The organism is Rheinheimera faecalis, from assembly GCF_021290965.1.
GTDB lineage: Bacteria > Pseudomonadota > Gammaproteobacteria > Enterobacterales > Alteromonadaceae > Pararheinheimera > Pararheinheimera faecalis.
This window is the reverse complement of the sequence record NZ_JAJOYT010000003.1, coordinates 144716-163389: the sequence shown is the minus strand read 5'-3', so window position 1 is coordinate 163389 and position 18674 is coordinate 144716. Positions and strand designations below refer to the sequence as shown.

At 46.5% G+C, this 18674-nt stretch carries 14 protein-coding genes; 9 read left to right on the top strand and 5 right to left on the bottom strand.

The genetic code is table 11. The annotated features are described in order from the left end of the window. Positions 1-72: 72 nt before the first annotated feature. Positions 73-1020 carry a helix-turn-helix domain-containing protein gene (locus LSG34_RS07045; RefSeq protein ID WP_233008119.1) on the top strand — a complete coding sequence of 316 codons (948 nt, stop codon included), beginning with the start codon at positions 73-75 and terminating at the stop codon, positions 1018-1020. 186 nt (positions 1021-1206) lie between these two features. Beyond that, on the top strand, positions 1207-1665 hold the full coding sequence (locus LSG34_RS07040) for a hypothetical protein (RefSeq protein ID WP_233008118.1): 459 nt from the start codon (positions 1207-1209) through the stop codon (positions 1663-1665). On the opposite strand, the gene LSG34_RS07035 is transcribed toward LSG34_RS07040, so the two are convergent. After that, positions 1662-2399: a substrate-binding periplasmic protein gene (locus LSG34_RS07035; RefSeq protein WP_233008117.1), complete on the bottom strand. Its 738-nt coding sequence runs from the start codon at positions 2397-2399 to the stop codon at positions 1662-1664. The genes LSG34_RS07040 and LSG34_RS07035 overlap by 4 nt on opposite strands. A 14-nt stretch (positions 2400-2413) precedes the next feature. Next, a complete protein-coding gene (locus LSG34_RS07030; protein ID WP_233008116.1) occupies positions 2414-4690 on the bottom strand; it encodes a patatin-like phospholipase family protein in 2277 nt (758 codons plus the stop codon). Positions 4691-5052: 362 nt separating this feature from the next. Here LSG34_RS07030 and LSG34_RS07025 point away from each other — a divergent pair, with 362 nt between their 5' ends. Genes LSG34_RS07025 through LSG34_RS07010 form a run of 4 tightly spaced genes read left to right on the top strand, consistent with a single transcriptional unit; the run spans position 5053 to position 9570 of the window. Continuing rightward, positions 5053-7380 carry a bifunctional diguanylate cyclase/phosphodiesterase gene (locus LSG34_RS07025; RefSeq protein WP_233008115.1) on the top strand — a complete coding sequence of 776 codons (2328 nt, stop codon included), beginning with the start codon at positions 5053-5055 and terminating at the stop codon, positions 7378-7380. Next, a complete protein-coding gene (locus LSG34_RS07020) occupies positions 7380-8207 on the top strand; it encodes a DUF3034 family protein (protein ID WP_233008114.1) in 828 nt (275 codons plus the stop codon). Before LSG34_RS07025 ends, LSG34_RS07020 begins: the two co-directional genes overlap by 1 nt. Further along, complete coding sequence (locus LSG34_RS07015; RefSeq protein ID WP_233008113.1) at positions 8201-8617, top strand: group I truncated hemoglobin; 417 nt, start codon at positions 8201-8203, stop codon at positions 8615-8617. The genes LSG34_RS07020 and LSG34_RS07015 overlap by 7 nt, the downstream gene beginning before the upstream one ends. Beyond that, positions 8617-9570 (top strand): D-2-hydroxyacid dehydrogenase, encoded by a 954-nt coding sequence (locus LSG34_RS07010; RefSeq protein WP_233008112.1) that lies wholly within the window; start codon positions 8617-8619, stop codon positions 9568-9570. Before LSG34_RS07015 ends, LSG34_RS07010 begins: the two co-directional genes overlap by 1 nt. Here LSG34_RS07010 and LSG34_RS07005 read toward each other — a convergent pair. After that, positions 9554-10402 carry a kinase gene (locus tag LSG34_RS07005; RefSeq protein ID WP_233008111.1) on the bottom strand — a complete coding sequence of 283 codons (849 nt, stop codon included), beginning with the start codon at positions 10400-10402 and terminating at the stop codon, positions 9554-9556. The two genes, LSG34_RS07010 and LSG34_RS07005, sit on opposite strands and share 17 nt — an antisense overlap. Positions 10403-10481: 79 nt before the next feature. Between LSG34_RS07005 and LSG34_RS07000 the strand changes: the two genes are divergently transcribed. After that, entirely contained in the window at positions 10482-12461 is a 1980-nt protein-coding gene (locus tag LSG34_RS07000) for a tetratricopeptide repeat protein (RefSeq protein WP_233008110.1), read from the top strand. Here LSG34_RS07000 and LSG34_RS06995 read toward each other — a convergent pair. Then, entirely contained in the window at positions 12452-13291 is an 840-nt protein-coding gene (locus LSG34_RS06995; protein ID WP_233008109.1) for an RluA family pseudouridine synthase, read from the bottom strand. The genes LSG34_RS07000 and LSG34_RS06995 overlap by 10 nt on opposite strands. 84 nt (positions 13292-13375) lie before the next feature. On the opposite strand from LSG34_RS06995, the gene LSG34_RS06990 reads away from it, so the two are divergent. Then, on the top strand, positions 13376-14044 hold the full coding sequence (locus tag LSG34_RS06990; protein ID WP_233008108.1) for a choice-of-anchor H family protein: 669 nt from the start codon (positions 13376-13378) through the stop codon (positions 14042-14044). A gap of 40 nt (positions 14045-14084) precedes the next feature. Here the strand turns inward: LSG34_RS06990 and LSG34_RS06985 are convergent, their stop codons facing one another. After that, a complete protein-coding gene (locus LSG34_RS06985; RefSeq protein WP_233008107.1) occupies positions 14085-15476 on the bottom strand; it encodes a PhoH family protein in 1392 nt (463 codons plus the stop codon). Positions 15477-15754: 278 nt separating this feature from the next. Between LSG34_RS06985 and rapA the strand changes: the two genes are divergently transcribed. Beyond that, positions 15755-18670 (top strand): RNA polymerase-associated protein RapA, encoded by a 2916-nt coding sequence (gene rapA, locus LSG34_RS06980; protein ID WP_233008106.1) that lies wholly within the window; start codon positions 15755-15757, stop codon positions 18668-18670. The last annotated feature ends 4 nt before the right edge of the window (positions 18671-18674 follow it).

Sequence of the window (18674 nt, the reverse complement as noted above, 5' to 3'; positions counted from 1 at the left end):
CCATTGGCTTAAAAGACACAATATATTAGTATTAAGCCAATACTGACAGTCGGTAACACCCGGAGCAATCGCATGCATAAAATAGCCATTTTATTAGGCCCCACTGTGGCAACCTTTGAGCTGGGTTGTGCCTCAGAGTTATTTGCCTTAAGCCGGCCAGAATACCCGGACTGGTATCAGACCGATCTGATCAGTTTTCATCCAGGGCCTTTAACGGCAACAGGTGGCCTGCAATTACTGGTGCCACAGGTTCAGGATTTAACACCTTACGATACTATCCTGATCCCTAACTGGTCTGTATCAGAGCCAGAACCACCGGAAGAGCTGCGAGCACAACTGTTGGCCGCGTATCAACGTGGGGTGAGGCTTATTTCCTTTTGCTCAGGAGCCTTTTTACTGGCAGAACTTGGGGTACTCAGAGGTAAAGCTGCCACTACACATTGGCGTTATGCTGATGAGTTTCAACGGCGTTATCCGGACAGTCGTTATCAGCAAAATGTTCTGTATTGTTTCGATGGTCAGATTGGCTGCTCAGCAGGCAGTGCAGCAGCATTGGATTTAGGCTTAGCAGTTATCCGGCGGGATTTTGGCTTTGAAATTGCCAATCAGGTCGCCAAAAGAGCTGTTATTTCCGCTCACCGTGAAGGTGGACAAGCCCAGTTTGTCGCATTGCCTTTGCAGAAAAAAACCAATTTACTCAGTGCCACTATGGATTGGGCATTATTAAATCTAAATAAACCTTTAGCTATTGAACAACTGGCCGATAAAGCGGGTATGTCCAGACGAAGCTTTGACCGGCATTTTAAAGCCAGTACCGGGGTCAGCCCGCTACAGTGGCTGCTACAGCAGAGGTTGCAACTGGTACAGCACTATCTGGAACAAGGTCAGCATTCAATAGAACAAATTAGTGACCTGACAGGTTTTGGTTCATCCTTAAACTTGCGCCAGCAATTTCAGAAACAACTGGGGATCAGTCCGCGTCAGTACCAACGTCAGTTTAGTTGTAGTCAGCTGTCGTAACCCACCAGATGTAAAGCGGCAACTTTTATGTAAAAAGATGTAAAAAACGGCCGGCTTTTGCCGCACTCTTGCCGTTCTTTTGGCATTTTGCTGCGTTTTTAAGCGAAATAAGGTTGGCACCAAATTTGCTCCTCTTTAAGCAACAGGTCAGGTACATGACCACTGCATAAAGCTCAGGAGATTAATATGTTCAATATTTCTGGTGTCACCGCCTCCCTTGGACTGGATGGCCAGCTATTTAAACCTCCATCTTTTGACAAAGACAGAGGCTTTATTGATGATCCTTATGCAGACAAAGTCAGTTTATCCAGCGGCCAACAAGAGCCGGACCTGACCTATCAGCATTTAGCGAAAAACAATAACAGTTCTATGTCCAAATCGGAGGACAGGGCTGAACAAAACAAAGAAACAACGGACCAGTTAAAAGAGCCAGACCGTTTGGCAACATTGATGCAGCAAGTGCTGGATGCCAAGTTGGGTGTTGACAGGAAAAAGCTGGAAGAAATAGAAGAAAAAATTGAAGCCCTTGCCAATAAAAAAGGCGAGCTGACGGACGCGGATAAAGCTCAGTTGGAAATGTTACAAAAACAAAAAGAGCAGCTGATTAAAGAAGGCGCGAAAAAACTGAAAGAAGAAGAAAGTTAATTCAGTGACTGATTTAACTGCCGGGTTTGTTTTTGCAGTTGCGCAACCCGGCCAGAGTCCTGCCACTTTTGCAGCAGCTGACTCACCTGCTGTTGTAACTTCAGATCGGTAAAACCAATACGGTGCTGAGCTTTTGGAAATAGATCAAAAGAACGCACTTTATGTGCCGGCAAACTCTTTTCACTCCAGCGTCGATAAAAAGTGACCTTGTCTAGCACCAGCAACTGAGTACGTTGTTTTTGCAACATTTCAACAGCTTGATTGTGATCCACCACTTCACGGAATGAAGGCGATTTTTTCATTGCCTGAGTAAATTCAGCGCCGAGAATTTTAGTCGCATTCTGAAAGCTGGCAACAGAGTAGCGACTCATATCCTGCACACTGTGCAACTGATCCGGGAAATCAGACAAGGCAAATACCAAATTATGAAACTCAAGGTAAGGCTGGCTGTAAAACAGCCCTGCAACAGGTTCTCCACCTTGCCTGGCCGCCATATCCAGCTCTTTGTTTTGTAACATGCGTGTCAGCCTGGCATGAGGCGCAGCAACAAACTCAGCCTTATACCCGAGCTCACTCAATAGCTGACGGAATAATTCTGCTTCAAAATGAATGGTATTACCTTGCTTTTGCGGTGCAGCGTTCTGGCTTAGACCAACCCGTAACTCTGCAGGAAACTCATTCGCCTGAGCAGACAAAGCACACAACAGCAATAACCAGCTACTCCAGCTTTTCATCATTCGCCCCCTGATTAAAAACTTTGTCCAATGGACAGATAATACTGATAGGCCTTACCACTGAGATCGTCTTCAGCCCAACCATATCCCAGATACACAGGGCCAAAAGGACTATCCCAACCCGCAAACAGACTACTGGCCCAGATCCAGTCTGTCTCATTGGCCAGGCTTTCAACCCTGATCATGTTGCCGTGCACCTGACCTCTCTCTATTGAAGCTCCCAGATAAAAGGGGGAGTTAATCACACTAAATCTGTTTTCACTCATTTTGTACAAATACACCAGACTGCCAAACTTAATTTCGCTGCCAAACAGATAGTTTTTTGGATAACCAGATAAATTTAATAAACCACCCAATGAGAATTGCTCAACCGCAACATCCGGATCTCCGGGCGTATAATCTTCAAGACGCCAGCGAGCTCTCAATATATGACGTTCAAAAAAGCTACGGGCTGCCTGGACTTCAACAGCGTTGCTACGACTACGATGAGTCTGCCCCAGCGCTGTATCATCTAACCATTGCCAGTTGGCGCGTATACGAAAACCCCGGCTTGGAAAGGCTGGGTTGTCCAATCTGTCCCAAACAAAGTCCAATAATGGCCCCTCACGCTGATACCTCAACCGATCAAAGCCTAAATCGCCAATTCCAGAACCAGGTATGCGGAAATAACCATCCTTATCGGCCCAACCAGAGCTCAGTCTGGCATGATCGGATAAATTCCAGCCCACTTTTGCCGTCAGGGAGGTTTCTGTATTGGATAAATCACCTAAAGATAAGCCGTCGGTGTCCTCCAATACCAGCACCGTATTTTCTCTCTGAACCTGAGCGCTGACAAAAGTAGCAGGTGTATAAGCAGGCCAATACAACTCTGAACTAAGCAGCTTATCCGTGCCCAGCGCAAGTTCATTATGCAACTCCGCGCCAAGTTGTGTGATGTTGCTGTAGGTATAAGAGGCAGCCAATTGGTAATATCTGTTATTGCGAAAATCGTCTTCCATAGTAAAACGGAAATTTAAATAACCCGGCCCCCAGCTTTTCTCTACAGCCCGCACTTTTAAACGCGTATCTTCGTCTTGTTTATTTTGCTCTAACTGCAATGACACACGCTCAAGCGTGTCGACACCGTAAACCTGACGCAGACCTTCTTTGAGCTTTTTACTGTCATAACTTTTGCCTTCTTTTAGCGCCAGCCTGTGCAACAGTACCTCGTCAGATAATAAACTTTGGTTATCCAGCTCAATATGGTCCACTCTGACTGTCGGCTCTTGCTTTGCTCTGTGTGCGGCCAGCCAATCAGGATACTGCTTTGGATAAGCGAAGCTGGCCAATGCTTTGCTTTGTTGCTCTGCGCTGACGCGACCCGCTTCAATAGATGCCGGTAACTTATCAAAATCCAGAGTCCCTATCTGCGCCACATTCGGGCTAAGCAACAGATCATCAGGTCCTAACAGAGCAATTTGCTGATCCACCACCTGCCGGACTAAAAAATTAGTGAGTTGATCAGTGACCGCAAAAGCCGAATCTAGCTGCTCTTTATTTAACAAAGGCGCGTCAATCGCCACCGCAATAATCCGATCAGCGCCTAAGTCTTTGGCAATACTGACAGGCAAATTATTAGCCACTCCACCATCGACCAATACCCGGCCATTCAGTTCCATAGGCCTGACAACACCGGGAATAGACATAGAAGCCTGTACGGCTTGCAACAGACTGCCCTGGCTCATCACCACAGTTTCTCTGTTGGTTAAGTCAGCAGCAACGGCACGAAACGGGATGGGTAATTGATCAAAGTGGCTGTGATTTAACTGTGCGCCATAAGCCTCCAGAATCAACTCAGCCATCGCCTGGCCTAATAACACGCCTTTGGGGATTTTTATGCCTGAACTGTCTAAACCCAGGCCCAGTCGGATCGGATAATCATCCTGCTGCTGTTTACGTCGCACCGGCATTTCGTCCCGGTGAACTTTGTCACGAAAGCCTGTACTCCACTCCAAATGATCAAGAATAGTTTGAATGTCGTCAGGGCTATGGCCGGTTGCATACAAACCACCAATAAAAGCACCAATACTGGTGCCCACTATTAAATCAATCGGTATACCTTGTTGCTCTAACTGGCGGATCACGCCAAGATGCGCACCACCACGAGCTCCGCCGCCGCCCAAAACTAACGCAATACAAGGACGGTCTTTAACTCTGGCACAAGGCTGCTGCTCCTGAGTCATAGGCTCTGCTGCATACAAAACATCACTGAACAAGATTACAAAAAACAACAGTGCCCACTTTGCATTCATGCACAATCCCTCTGTTATACTTTTCCATACCCTTCGTACTTGAAGCTGCAGCTTTGTTGACTACGTGCTCTCGCCCCAGTCACATAGGACTACTATGCTCCTGGGGTCTCAGGCTCTTGTCGCCTCCCTGCAACTCCAATTACTTTGGGTATATATGAGAAATATGAATTTGAATAATCAGGTTTTTCTTTGGATCTAACGCTTTAGAGTTGAGTGCGCACTGACTTATTGCTAAGGTTTCAGCAGACATATCCAGACCTTTCATTTTCAATTATGCTGTTTGAGTGAGTGGTTTGATTACACTCATATTTTTCTTTGTCTACTATGACAGTATTCACAAGCTGCTGCCACAACGAGGTCAAATGTTCGATTCATTACGTAGTCGGTTGGTCGTTTCACTTATTAGTCTGTTGACCATTCTGGCCCTGGCCAGCGGCCTTGCTACTTTAAATACGATGAAAAAAGACAGTGAACAGCAAGCACAACAAGTACTGAAGGTTGCGGCCAACGTTTTTTTGCAGGCTCTGGACAATAGAGCCACTCAGTTAACGAATTCTGTCAGTATTCTGGCCAGCGACTTTGGGTTTCGCCGTGCCGTCGCTACTGCAGAGCAAGAGACAATATTGTCGGTATTAGAAAATCACGGCAGCAGAGTGCATGCTGATTTGGTGTTGTTATTATCCCCTGGCGGTGACCTGCTCGCCAGCACCAGCGCAGACTTGAATAATGACGATGTAAAACCTGTGTTTTTACAAAGCAAAGGCAATCAGTCAGGCACAGTGAATGATATTCTGGTACTGGCAGGCAATTCTTACCAATTGGTGTTGGTGCCGGTCAAAGCCCCCCAAACCATAGCCTGGGTAGGTATGGGATTTAGTTTAAATAAACAACTGGCTGAACAAATCAAAGGTATTACCGATCTGGATGTCAGTTTCACGACCAATAGTGAACGAAGCAATCAAACTCTGCACTCCACATTGCCCGCTGAAACGCAGCAAAGCTTATTACCTTTACTGCCGAATCTTGCCGACACTCAACAGCAGCCCTTTAGCAGTAATGAAGACCAATTTTTATCTCTGGCTTTAGCCCTGGATAAACAACAATTGCTCTGGGCAGTACTGCATTATCCAAGTTCACGCTGGCAGGAGAGTTATCAGCAAATCCGTCAGCAACTACTGCTCATTTTTGGTTTAAGTTTAACGCTGGCTTTGTTATTAGCTTTTGTGATTGCCCGCAGTATTACTCAACCTTTACGTTTATTATCCAACTTCGCCAGCCAGATAGGTCAGGGTCTGACAGCCGCAGATTTACCTGCAGCCAAAGGTGAGATTGGAGTCTTGGGCAATACATTACATAAGATGCAGTTGGATATACGCAGTCGGGAAGCAGAGCTGTTGTTTCAGGCCGAACATGATTCGCTGACAGGACTCAAAAACCGCGGAGCGGCTGAACGCAAATTGGCAGAACTCTTACCGTCACAGGATGTAGGTCTGTTGCTACTGAATATCAAAAACTTTCGTCATATTAACGATGCGCTGGGTTTTGCGAATGGTGACTCTTTATTGCAGCAAATGGCGCAGCGTTTACATCAGTTGCATCCGGCACCTTTGTTAGCCGCCCGTTTAGGGGGTGATGAATTTTTACTTTTATATAACCAACATTTTTCCGCTCTCCAGCTGGAGCAATTAAAGCAGCAACTGCATTCAGGCTACTTACTGGCTGATTCACCATTAAGCCTGAAGGTTTCCATTGGTGCATACAATATTGCTCCGGGCAGCGTGCATGCCACTGATGCAATAAGACGCCTGGATATAGCACTGAACCACGCCAAACAGCAACAGAGTTTAGTTGCGTTTTATCAGCAAGGTCAGGACGAAAGCCATCAGCGTGAACTGACTATTTTGCGTGACTTACCTGCTGCTCTGCAAAAGAACCAGTTATTTGTGGTCTACCAGCCTAAAGTGGAGTTGAGTAAACAATGCTGCCATTCAGCGGAAGCCTTAATCCGCTGGGTGCATCCTGAACTGGGTTTTGTGCCACCGGATGAGTTTATTAAATTAGCGGAACACGCAGGTAACATAGCTCTGGTGACAGAGTGGATGCTTAACACTGTGGCAGCACAGCTGGCACTTTGGCACCAGCAAGGCAAAACCATTAATGTGGCAGTAAATCTGTCGGCTCATGATTTAACCAATCCCGATTTGCCTGAAGATATTGCGGCCTTGCTAAAGCTGTATAGCCTTCCTTCGTCAGCTTTATCACTGGAAGTCACAGAAGGCGCTGTGATGCAGGATCCAAAACAGGTGATCCTGATATTAACCCAACTGCGTGATATGGGAATTGAGCTGGCGATTGATGACTTTGGCACAGGCCAATCGTCTTTAGCTTACTTAAAACAGCTGCCGGTACACGAAGTGAAAATTGACAGAGCCTTTATCAAAGACATTGAACACAATCAGGATGACGCTCTGATTGTCAGTGCCACCACTCAACTGGCCCATAGTTTAGGCTTAAAAGTCACAGCCGAAGGTCTGGAGAATTTGGCTGGCCTGGCAAAACTGCAGCAGTATAAGTGTGACAAGATACAAGGTTATTTTTTCTCAAAACCTTTAACAGCAGAACATTTCATCGAATGGCTGCAGAACTTTGAACAAAACAGCCCACAATGGTTTGAACAAGAAGTAAGTTAATGAAAAACATCTTAATTGGCCTGTGTTTATTAACGGCCAGTGGCAGTTTGATGGCAGGCTCAAAAGTTATAGCTACCGGAGGCGCTACCAACATCGAAGGTAACTCAGGCGGAGGCATAGTGCCATGGGCTACGATCAACGGCTACAGCAGTAGTGACGAGTGGTCGGTCAATACCTTTTCTGGCAGAGTTGGGGTTGACGATTTTACGCTGGACAGTTTTGGTGTGGGCACAAGTTTTAACAATCAGTGGGAGCTGTCCTACACCCGACAAAAATTCGCTCTGGATACTATAGGAGGCGAGCTACGTCAGGACATTCTGGGTATCAAATACAAAGTAGCGGGCGAGTTATTGTATACCTCTATGCCGCAGATCAGTGTTGGCGCACAGTTTAAGAAAAATCGCGATTTTGCATTACCCGCTGCTGTAGGGGCTGGTGATGATTCAGGCTATGAACTTTATGTCGCAGCCAGCAAAGTGTTTTTTGATGCGATAGCAGGACGTAACCTGCTGCTGAACGCCACTGTTCGCTCCACTGATGCCCATCAAACCGGTTTGTTAGGTTTTGGTGGTGAAGGTGTTGGACACAAACTGATGTTTGAAAGCTCAGCTGTATTACTGCTGAATTACAATCTGGCTGTAGGCGCTGAATTTAAACAAAAGCCGAATCAGCTTGGTTTTGCCGACGAGCAACACTGGCGCGACTTATTCGCGGCCTGGTTTATTAATAAAAATGCGTCTGTTGTACTGGGTTATGTCGACTTAGGCGATATCGCAGGTTTAACAGAACAAACCGGCTTTTATGTCTCAGTGGAGGGCACATGGTGAAGTACATTTTGCTGGCCGCAACCTTAGCCTTAACGGCATGCCAGCATAGCCCGGAATCCAGCTTATATCAGCGTTTAGGTGGTGAGTCCGGCGTAGAAAAAATTGTTGATGGCGTCTTGTATGGCATCGAACATGATCAGAGCATAGTTCATCATTTTGAGGACACTGATATACCAAGATTTCGCCGTTTGTTGATAGAGCAGTTTTGTGAACTTAGTGGTGGCCCATGCAAATACACAGGAGTCTCCATGCAGGAGAGCCACACAGGTTTTCAAATTACCCAAGCCCACTTTGACGCACTGGTGAATCATTTAATCACAGCTATGCAGCAGCAGAAGGTTGCTATCGAAGCACAAAATGAATTTCTGGCGATGTTAGCTCCTATGTATAAAGACGTGGTGTATCGCTGATGACAACACAAGTCGTTTTTCTTGATGCAGCCACTATGGCTGACACCGATCTGAGTCCATTGCAGTTAGCTGATATCCATTTAACCTTGTATCCACAAACTTCTGCTGAGCAACTACTGAATCACGCCAGCGGTGCACAAGTGCTGATCAGCAACAAAGTGCCACTGGATGCCAAAACCATAGCAGCCTTGCCAGAGCTGCGCTGTATTCTGGTGGCAGCCACTGGCGTGAATATAGTTGATATCGCAGCAGCTAAAGCCGCTGGTATAGTGGTCTGTAATGCGCAGGGGTATGCAGGTACTGCGGTTCCGCAGCAGGTGTTTGCCTTGTTGCTGCAACTGACCAACCATATTCAGTCTTATCATCAGGCCGTGCAGCAAGGCGTGTGGAGCCAAAGCCCACAGTTTTGCCTGCATTTGCAGCCTATAGAAGAGCTTGCAGGCAAAACTATGGCTTTGCTTGGTTATGGTGATTTAGGTCAGGCAACGGCTCGTCTGGCTGAAGCTTTTGGTATGAAGGTGCTGATTGCAGAACGCCCTGACGCCACAGAAACCCGCGCAGGCAGAACCGCCTTCGAAACCGCACTGCGTCAGGCGGATGTGTTGTCGCTGCATTGCCCTCTCACTGACAGCACAGCCAAACTCATTAATGCAAAAACCTTAAGCTGGATGAAACCCACTGCGCTGCTGATTAATACAGCCAGAGGTGGGCTGATTGATGAAACCGCACTGGCAGAAGCCTTAACTAGTGGTACTTTGGCTGGTGCGGCTTTGGATGTATTGAGTACTGAACCACCAGCTGTTGATCATCCTCTGCTTGATCCTGCCCTGCCTAACCTGATCATTACACCTCATGTAGCCTGGGCCAGTCGTCAGGCCATGCAACGTCTGGTACTGCAACTGTCAGAAAATCTGCAGGCTTTTATCTCACAAAAGCCTATTCGTCAGGTGTAAGGCTCAGCAGCTTATGGTCCTGCTCCAGGTTCAGAATAAAATCTGCGCGGTCAGGTAATTGCCGCCAACTCTCGCCAGTTAAACGTTCGAAATACAACATAAAGTGCTCAAGTTCAGCAGGGCTTTTGCCCAAGCCCCGCTGCTGTAAAGGCTGCTCCTGCCAGGCCCGCCAACGACACACTGCTTTCCAATCCGGCGCATTTAGCCAAATAAGGCGGTCTGATGCCTGCCAAATGCGCTGATAATCAGCACCAAGCTGTTGATTTACTTTGCGCCGCCAAATCGCATCAGGATCCTGTTGCTGCTCCAACACATTGCAATTCGAAAGCAAAGCTTGGTCTGCCAGAGGCTGCAGCCCCAGACACCAACCTTCGAGGATCAACAAACGCGCCTTTGTCTGCTCTGAAGGCTGAGCTATACAATCCAACCCTTTATCATAACGACGCCAGACCTGAGTTTCGCCGCGCCTGAAAGCCTGTAATTGTGAAAGCAACAATGCTGTGTCATGTGTTCCAGGCACTCCACGTTCAGCAAAAAGCGGATGCCAAAGCTGAGCTCTATTGAATCGTTCCGCGGGCTCAAGGTAATAATCATCCAGCGACACTACATCAGACAACACACCTTGTGTCGCCCATAACTGCTGCAATGACTTAGCCAGGCTACTTTTGCCGCTGCCCTGTGCCCCACTGATACCAATAATCAATGTCTGAGGTGGCTGAACCAGGCTTAATCGCCTTAATTGTTCATTCCATAAGCTTTGGTTGGACAACTGCAGTTTCAGGCTATACAAAAGCCACTGCCTCAGCCACAAATCACTAGTGTTTTCAATCACTAAGCACCTCATCGTTTTCATCTGGCTGTCTGATTTTCTTTCAGTTACACTGCGTTGTCTATTTTTGGAGAACTATTGCATGCGTCATGCTTTCTGCATTTTTTTGTTGCTGTTTACTTTTGCTATTCAGGCCGCAGATTTGACTCAATTAATGGAGCAAGTCAAAGCGGATCCACAAGGGCAACTCGACGCACAGCTAAAACAACCGGCCAAAACAGCACAAGACTATTTCTTGTTGGCTTACAGTCATTATGCACTGAGAAATAAAGAAGCTGCACTGGAGTTCAGCAATAAGGCCATGACCTTAGAGCCAGATACTGAACTCGCTGGCCGTATCTTATTGATGCAGGCTTTAACTTATGGCGTATTTTATCGCGATACTGCATTGGCGATTGAAAAACTAAAACTGGCTCAGGCGATTTTGCCGGATGAGGATAGTGCAGCCACGCTCAATCTGCGGATGGATATTCTGGAAAGTTTTGCTCAGGCGTACAATCAGTTGGGCAATGCAGAACTTGCGATGAAAGCAGCAACTGAAAGCCTGACTCTGGCTACACAAACGGCAGATAAACAGCGTCAATTGGACTCCATGATCACGTTGGGGCGTTTGCATTTAAACAACAACAATCTGACCAAAGCCTATCAACATTTTAGAGCAGCTTTACCGCTTGCCAGCGAAATGGGTGATCAACAAGCCATAGCGTCCATCAGCATGCGCCTGGGTATGGCCTATCAAAAACTGGAACAACACGAACTGGCGCTGCAACATTTTGAAGAGGCAGCACGGCTTTATCAGCAGTTGGATAGCTTGAGCGCTCAGGTAAATGCACTGATTAATATTGGTGACAGCCAACTGGTGCTGAAACAGCAGGAAAAAGCCAAAGACACCTATAACAAAGCACTGAAGTTAGCTGTGGATAGCGAGGATCCTTATATGCTGATCTCCGCTTACGTCAGCTTGTCGGAGCTGGCACTGGAACAAGGTGATCTGGATCAATCCGAACAATTGCTGATTAAAGCTCACCAGTTAGCAAGTCAGGTGTCAGCACAATCGATCAAATCGGAAACCGCTTTATTTCTGGCCACTGTATTTATCAAAAAACAAAACTATAGTGCGGCAAAAAATATGCTGGACGAGGCAGCACCAGAACCAGACAAGCTGGCGGCTTATCTGAAACGCAAACATTTAGCCTTAAGTGCAGAATTAGCGGCGCTTGAACAGGAATGGCAACGAGCCTATCAGCTGGAAAAAACAGCCAACCAGCTGGAAGTTGCACAATTGAACGACACCAGCAAAATACAACTGGATAGTCTGCAGACCAGTCTTGAATTACAACTGCAGCAAGAAAAACAACAACAGCAGCATCTGGATCAGCAAAACCAACTGAAACAATGGTTACTGATCACGTTAACCTTGTTAGCTCTTGCTGTTTTTATGCTGCTTTTGTTGCTCAGTAAGCAGAAAAAATCCCGCTACGGCTCCCTGATGCAGGTATCACAGTGGCGTAGTTTTACCGAATTATTACTGCACCATCATCAGGCTAAAATGCAAGGCCAGTTGCTGGTCATAGTGCTGGAGCAAACACCTGCATTGTTAAATAAAGGGATACGGCATACGAAGGCCGACCTGACACTATTCAGGGCTGGTTTGGATCAATCACTGTTTTGGGTTGAACAGGAGCAGGAGTTTTGGCTTTACTGTGCCTCAGAACAACAGGCAGCTGAGCTGCAACATCAACTGTTACTCGCTATACCGGCAGATTACCTGGTGCATAGTGCGGTGTTACCTTTGCATGCATTATTGTCCAAACGTATTTGTGAGCAGGATTTAGATGCATTACGTGAACTGCTTTGGTACAGCCTGTTTTTAGCGCAGCAGCAAGGCTTCAACGGAGCATTGGCATTTAACTATCAATGCCAACAGAACCGCCCCTGTTCCTGGCAGACAGATAACTTACGACAGGATTTATTCAACGCCATTAGCCTGGGTATATTAAAGGTTCAGGTCAATGGCGTTTCATTGAGTGATAAATTACAACAACAACTGGCTCAGATTTGAATCTGTAGCAGGTTGGCTGGTAACTCAAACTCCATAGCGGTTTTGCGGAAAGGACAAATAAACTTCAGCTTTACCGCTTGCAACATCAAGCCTTGTTCATTTTTATTGCCAGAACCATAGGCAGGGTCGCCCATCACAGGGTGTCCTGCTTGTGCAAAGTGACGGCGGATCTGATGTTTACGCCCGGTGATCAACTTTACCCTGACTATACTGGTACGTCGCTCCTCAGAGTAAGACTCCAGTTCAAATTCCGTCGTGCAGGCTTTATCGTCCAATGGCGTGCTCAAGGCAGCTTTTGTGATCAGCTCGTCTGACAGCTGGCCTTTGACTTCAATACGATAGTCTTTATCGATTTTGTGCTGCTGCAGCATCAGACTAAAAGCAGCTGCAGCTTGTTTAGTGTGAGCTATCAGCACCAGGCCACTGGCTTCACGGTCCAACCTGTGCAATAAAAATACCTGACGCTTCCCTTGCCAGTGCAGTTCTGCAAACCGCAGTAAAGACAGATGATCACCCCATTCATTGCCTTGCGACAACATACCTGCCGGTTTAAACCAGACGCTGTAGCCACGGGCTTCGTGAATAAGAACGGCGGGGTCACAGCTGCGTTGCAATAACTGCTCATCGTAATTCAGCTCCAGGCTATCGCCTGGCAATAAATCAGCCTGAGCACGGCGTAACCTTTTGTTTTGTTTGCCACGTCGCCACAACACTGCACCTTTGTTCATCGCGTCTTTCAGCCGGCCTTTGCTGAGCTGTGGTGCTGCCGCAACCAAAGCCTCAATAGCCTGCTGTGCTTCGGTGATCTGGAGTTTTTTAGTCAGTTTCAAATTATTTATTCACTTAAAATGAAGTTCAGCCAGTATTCATGGCGATTAGCCTGTAATGATACCAAAGCTAAGGAGGCTCTGTGTATGCGTAAATTTTGGTTGGTCAGTTTATTTGCCATAAGTTCTGGCATGGTACCCTTTTTCACTCTGGCCGCGCCTGCAGAAATTGCATCCACCAAAGAGTCATTTAAGTTGCAATCCGAAGTGGCGAAAACCGCTAAAGCTAAAACAACATTGCGTGCCAGTGGTGCGTTAATTCAAAGCGTCGAAAACAATGTATGGTTTGATACCATCGACATTTCATTTGATTCAGATTTAAATAAGAACGGCTTTTTCCACAGCTTGTATGTCCGTTTTGATGCGGATACTAACTACGAGTCCGTTCCTGTATACGTACATTTTGCACTAAAACGTGCGGGTGCCCCTGAAGTCATTATTCACACCAGTTCTGTGTTCACGCTCTATGGCACCAGTGCAGACGACTGGTTTGCGATAGAAAGTGAACTGCTGCATAGCTTACCGCCTGCTTATTACGACCTGGTGATCCGTGTCTATGATGCTGACTACAATGATTTACTGGCGGAAATCTCAGGCTTTGACGAACCTGCATTAGCAGAACTTCCACTGGAAGATTTCTCTTATGATGAACCACAAGTCATTATAGTGGAGGAAGACAGTGGCAGTGTGGGCTGGTTCAGTCTGCTTGGATTAGTGGCTGTCGCTCTGACCAGACGCAAATTTAAAGCCGCATAACAGATAAAAGCCCCGCTGACTGCGGGGCTTTTGTTTCCACTTATAAATTAGCCTCAGCAAAAGATGCCAACCTGCTACGTACTACCCCATTGAGATTGATGGTGGTACTGCCTTCAAAGTTTTTAAACCGTTCAACTATGTAAGTTAAACCAGAAGTTACGGCCGTCAGGTAGTTGCTGTCGATTTGCGACAAGTTACCCGAACAAATCAGCTTCGTCCCCTCACCACAACGGGTGATGATGGTTTTTAGCTGTGCAGCACTTAAATTCTGACATTCATCCAGCAGCACTATCGCGTTCTGGATACTGCGCCCACGCATAAAGTTGACCGATTTAAACTGAATATTGGCCTTGTCCATAATGTACTGCACGCTGGCATGCGGGTGTTCATCGGTTTTATGCAGAACTTCCAACGAGTCAGTAATAGCCGCCAGCCATGGCGCCATTTTTTCTTCTTCGGTGCCTGGTAAAAAGCCAATAGACTCCGCTATTTCTGGCGTGTTGCGGGTGACTATAACTTTGTCGTACATCCCCTTTTCAATCACCAGCTCCAGCGCAGCAGCTAAAGCAATTAAGGTTTTACCACAACCTGCTGGACCAGTCAGAATAACTAAATCCATATCCGGGTCGAGCAAAGCATTTAGCGCCATGGCCTGATAAATATTTTTCGGGTGAATACCCCAGGCATGTTTATGCATCAGACGTTCAAAACCCAAATCAAGAATTTTGATTTCCTGCTCATTGATGTCCAGCACACGGCCAGCAAAAGTTTCAGCTTCGTCAATCAGGTATTCGTTGATATACGCATTAGGTAAAACGGAACGTGGCACAAAATGGTAGGTTTCTCGGCCTTCGTTGTGAGTGCGGCAGTCTTTTACGACAGACCAGAAATCGCCTGAAAACTTGTAATAACCCTTGTATAAAAACCGTACATCATCAATCAACTGGTCGGTACGATAATCTTCTACCAGCTTCAGCCCTGCTCCTTTGGCTTTAAGGCGCATATTGATATCTTTGGTGACCAGTATCACTTTGGTCGGTGCTTTTTCCCGCTGTAAAAACAAAGCTGTATTAATAATTAAATGATCGTTTTCACCACCAGGTAATCCCGGAATTTGGTCGCTGATATGGTGGTCGTTGATAATAAATAAATGACCGGCATTTTTTTCTTCGATAGGGCTTGGTAAAGCCACCCCCTGCAACATCTCCTCTGGTGAAGCGTCTTTGAGTACATCCTCCAGCGCACGAATCGCAATACGGGCTTCACGGCTGACGTCTTTGTGTTTGTCTTTGATATGGTCTAACTCTTCGAGCACTGTCATCGGGATGACAACGTCGTGTTCCTGAAAGTTTAAGAAGGCGAAAGGTTCATGCAGTAGAATGTTGGTGTCCAGAACGTATATTTTTTTATCTTTAGCTCTTCTTCGCGCCATAAGCAGCTCCTTAGCGACAATAAAAACCATGAAAGTTCATGGCAAAAATACAACAATCCTTACTTCGACTCTGACTGGCTCCCTGATGTTTTGGTTCAGTGACAAGGAAGATGTCAGTGCTTTTATTCATTTGATCTAAGCTTAGAGCAAAAATGCACTGCCTGTATGACCAATAGATGACGATTTTTAATCTATGGAAAAAAATACGTCATGACAGCTGATGCGGTATCAGGCATTTCGCTGTACCATGGCGCGCCATTTTCTGCAGTGAGGACAAGATGATAAAATTTGCTTTGGGTCAACGTTGGATCAGCGACAGTGAGTCGGATTTAGGTTTGGGTACTGTGATTGGGCAGGAAGGCAGGATGCTGACTTTGCTGTTTCCGGCCAGTGGTGAAAACCGTCTGTACTCCATTTTGGAAGCGCCGCTGACCCGTGTTCAGTTCAACCCGGGCGATACAGTCAAAAGTGCCGAAGGTTTTTCTTTAGTCATCAGCGAAGTTGAAAGCAAAAACGACTGTTTTATTTATCATGGCACCCGCACTGATACCCATGAAACCGTGGCGTTGCGTGAGTTGTTTCTTGATCATTTTATAAGTTTCAGTCAGCCACAAGACCGTATGTTTGCAGGTCAGGTCGATCGTTTTGAAACCTTCCCTTTGCGTTATCAGAGTTGGCAACATTTACATCAGCAGCAACAAAGCCCGTTACAAGGTTTAGTCGGCGGCCGGATGAGCCTGATCCCACATCAGCTGTACATAGCGGAAGAAGTGGCAAAACGTCACGCCCCACGCGTATTGCTGGCCGATGAAGTAGGTTTGGGTAAAACCATCGAAGCAGGTTTAATTATTCACCAACAGGTACTGGCTGGTTTAGCTAAACGAGTGCTGGTGGTCGTGCCTGAATCGTTACAGCATCAGTGGCTGGTGGAGATGCTACGCCGCTTTAACCTGAAGTTTTCTATTTTTGATGACGAACGTTGTATTGAATCCTCACTGGATGGCGGTAATCCGTTTGAAACCGAACAGCTGGTTTTAACCAGCCTTGAGTTTCTGGTGAAAAAACGCAGTCATCACCAAAAAGCTGTGGATGCTGACTGGGATTTATTGGTCGTAGATGAAGCTCACCATTTGCACTGGAGCGAAGAAGCAGCCAGTACTGAATACCAACGCATTGAAGAGCTGGCAGAAGGCACTGCAGGTTTAATACTGCTGACCGCAACCCCTGATCAACTGGGCCATCAAAGCCATTTTGCCCGCTTACGTTTATTAGACCCAAACCGTTTTCACGACTATCAGGCTTTTATTGCAGAAGAGCAAAGCTACAAACAAATCGCCGATTTAGCGGCTGCTGTGCTGGATCAAACCCCATTAACATCAGCCTCAGCTCAAGCTTTAACAACACTGTTAGCCGAAAGCGAGAGCAAAGCAGCGCTGGCTACTTTGCAACAGACAGACAGCAGTGATGATGACCTTGCGCAGGCGAAGCAACAGTTATTAAATCAATTGCTGGATCGTCATGGCACAGGCCGGATTTTATTCCGTAACAGCCGTAGCGCTATTTCAGGTTTCCCACAACGTCAGCCACAGGCCGTTGCACTGGAATTGCCTGAGCAGTATAAAAACGCATTAAAAGTACAACAGGCTTTTAATAAACAACAAAGTCTGGAGCAAAAAGCCAAAGCCAGTTTGTTTCCTGAGCGTGTATTTCAGGAGTTTGAAGGTAAAGCCAGCAGTTGGTGGCAATTTGACCCTCGGGTTGATCATCTGATCGCCTTGCTGAAACAGCATAAACGCAGCAAGTTTTTACTGATCTGTGCTCATGCAGATACAGCTATCGCATTAGAAGAGGCGGTAAGGGTGCGCGAAGGCATCCGGGCTTCGGTATTCCATGAAGGCATGACTATTGTCGAGCGGGATATGGCCGCGGCTTATTTTGCTCAGGAAGATAACAGCGCTCAAATGCTGATCTGTTCAGAAATTGGCAGTGAAGGCCGAAACTTCCAGTTTGCTCATCATCTGGTGTTGTTTGATTTACCTCTGAACCCGGATTTACTGGAACAACGTATCGGCCGTCTGGACCGTATAGGTCAAACCCAGGATATTCAAATTCATATCCCATATTTTGCAGATCATCCACAGCAAGTGCTGCTGGATTGGTATCAACAGGGTTTACAGGCGCTCAGCCAGACCTGCCAAACCGGACGCTCTGTGTTTGAACAAGTTTCCACTGAGCTGTTTGAACTGCTTTGTGCCAACGTTATGGACCAGAACGCTGTGCAAGCATTGATCACAAAAAGCGCAGAACTGAACCAGCAACTGAAACAAAAACTGGAGCAAGGTCGGGATAAACTGCTGGAAATCAACAGCTCTGGCAGAGGCAAAGCCAGTGAGTTAGCGGAAGCCATAGCGGTTTTAGATGATGAAACGCGCCTGCCGATGTTTATGTTAAGAGCCTGGGATGTTTTAGGTGTGAATCAGGACGACCGTGGTGAAAACAGTATGGTGCTGACCATGTCAGAGCATCTGCATAGCCACTACCCTATGCTGGACGATGACGGCATCAGCGTGACCTTTGACCGGGCCACGGCTTTAGCTCAGGAAGACATTCAGTTTTTAAGCTGGGATCACCCTATGGTGCAAGGCACTCTGGATATTCTGACCAATGAGCAAATGGGTAACAGCTCTGTGGCTTTATTACCCAACAAAGCCCTGCCTGCCGGCACTTACTTTGTAGAATTTGTATTTATTGTTGAAGCCAGCGCACCAAAAGAGCTGCAACTGGGTCGCTATTTACCTGTGACTCCTGTGCGCTTGTTACTGGAAAAAAATGGGAAAAATCTGGCTGCAAATGTCGGCTTTGAACAGTTTAATAAGCAATTGAAGCCTGTAGGCAGGCAACCTGCGGCTAAAATGGTAAAAGCCTTACAAAGTTTTATCCACCCACTGATAGCTAAAGCACAGGAACTGGCTACTGCGCGTTTAATAGAAGTACAGCAGCAAGCACAGCAGTTAATGCAACAAAAGCTCAATGCGCAAATTGAACGCTTACAGGCACTACAGAAATTGAACCCATCAGTACGCCCTGAAGAAATAGTGCATTTACAACAACAGCAACAAGAATTAACAGATTACATCAGTAAAGCGCGGTTAAAATTTGATGCATTGCGAGTAGTTGTTGTCAGCCATGACTAAAAGT

What these genes read in the sequence shown, in the direction of transcription:
- LSG34_RS07010 (WP_233008112.1), top strand. Translation starts at nt 8,617, where the DNA reads ATGACAACACAAGTCGTTTTTCTTGATGCAGCCACTATGGCTGACACC.
- LSG34_RS07020 (WP_233008114.1), top strand. Translation starts at nt 7,380, where the DNA reads ATGAAAAACATCTTAATTGGCCTGTGTTTATTAACGGCCAGTGGCAGT.
- LSG34_RS07035 (WP_233008117.1), bottom strand. Translation starts at nt 2,399, where the DNA reads ATGAAAAGCTGGAGTAGCTGGTTATTGCTGTTGTGTGCTTTGTCTGCT.
- rapA (WP_233008106.1), top strand. Translation starts at nt 15,755, where the DNA reads ATGATAAAATTTGCTTTGGGTCAACGTTGGATCAGCGACAGTGAGTCG.
- LSG34_RS07015 (WP_233008113.1), top strand. Translation starts at nt 8,201, where the DNA reads ATGGTGAAGTACATTTTGCTGGCCGCAACCTTAGCCTTAACGGCATGC.
- LSG34_RS07025 (WP_233008115.1), top strand. Translation starts at nt 5,053, where the DNA reads ATGTTCGATTCATTACGTAGTCGGTTGGTCGTTTCACTTATTAGTCTG.
- LSG34_RS07040 (WP_233008118.1), top strand. Translation starts at nt 1,207, where the DNA reads ATGTTCAATATTTCTGGTGTCACCGCCTCCCTTGGACTGGATGGCCAG.
- LSG34_RS07030 (WP_233008116.1), bottom strand. Translation starts at nt 4,690, where the DNA reads ATGAATGCAAAGTGGGCACTGTTGTTTTTTGTAATCTTGTTCAGTGAT.
- LSG34_RS07000 (WP_233008110.1), top strand. Translation starts at nt 10,482, where the DNA reads ATGCGTCATGCTTTCTGCATTTTTTTGTTGCTGTTTACTTTTGCTATT.
- LSG34_RS06985 (WP_233008107.1), bottom strand. Translation starts at nt 15,476, where the DNA reads ATGGCGCGAAGAAGAGCTAAAGATAAAAAAATATACGTTCTGGACACC.
- LSG34_RS07045 (WP_233008119.1), top strand. Translation starts at nt 73, where the DNA reads ATGCATAAAATAGCCATTTTATTAGGCCCCACTGTGGCAACCTTTGAG.
- LSG34_RS06990 (WP_233008108.1), top strand. Translation starts at nt 13,376, where the DNA reads ATGCGTAAATTTTGGTTGGTCAGTTTATTTGCCATAAGTTCTGGCATG.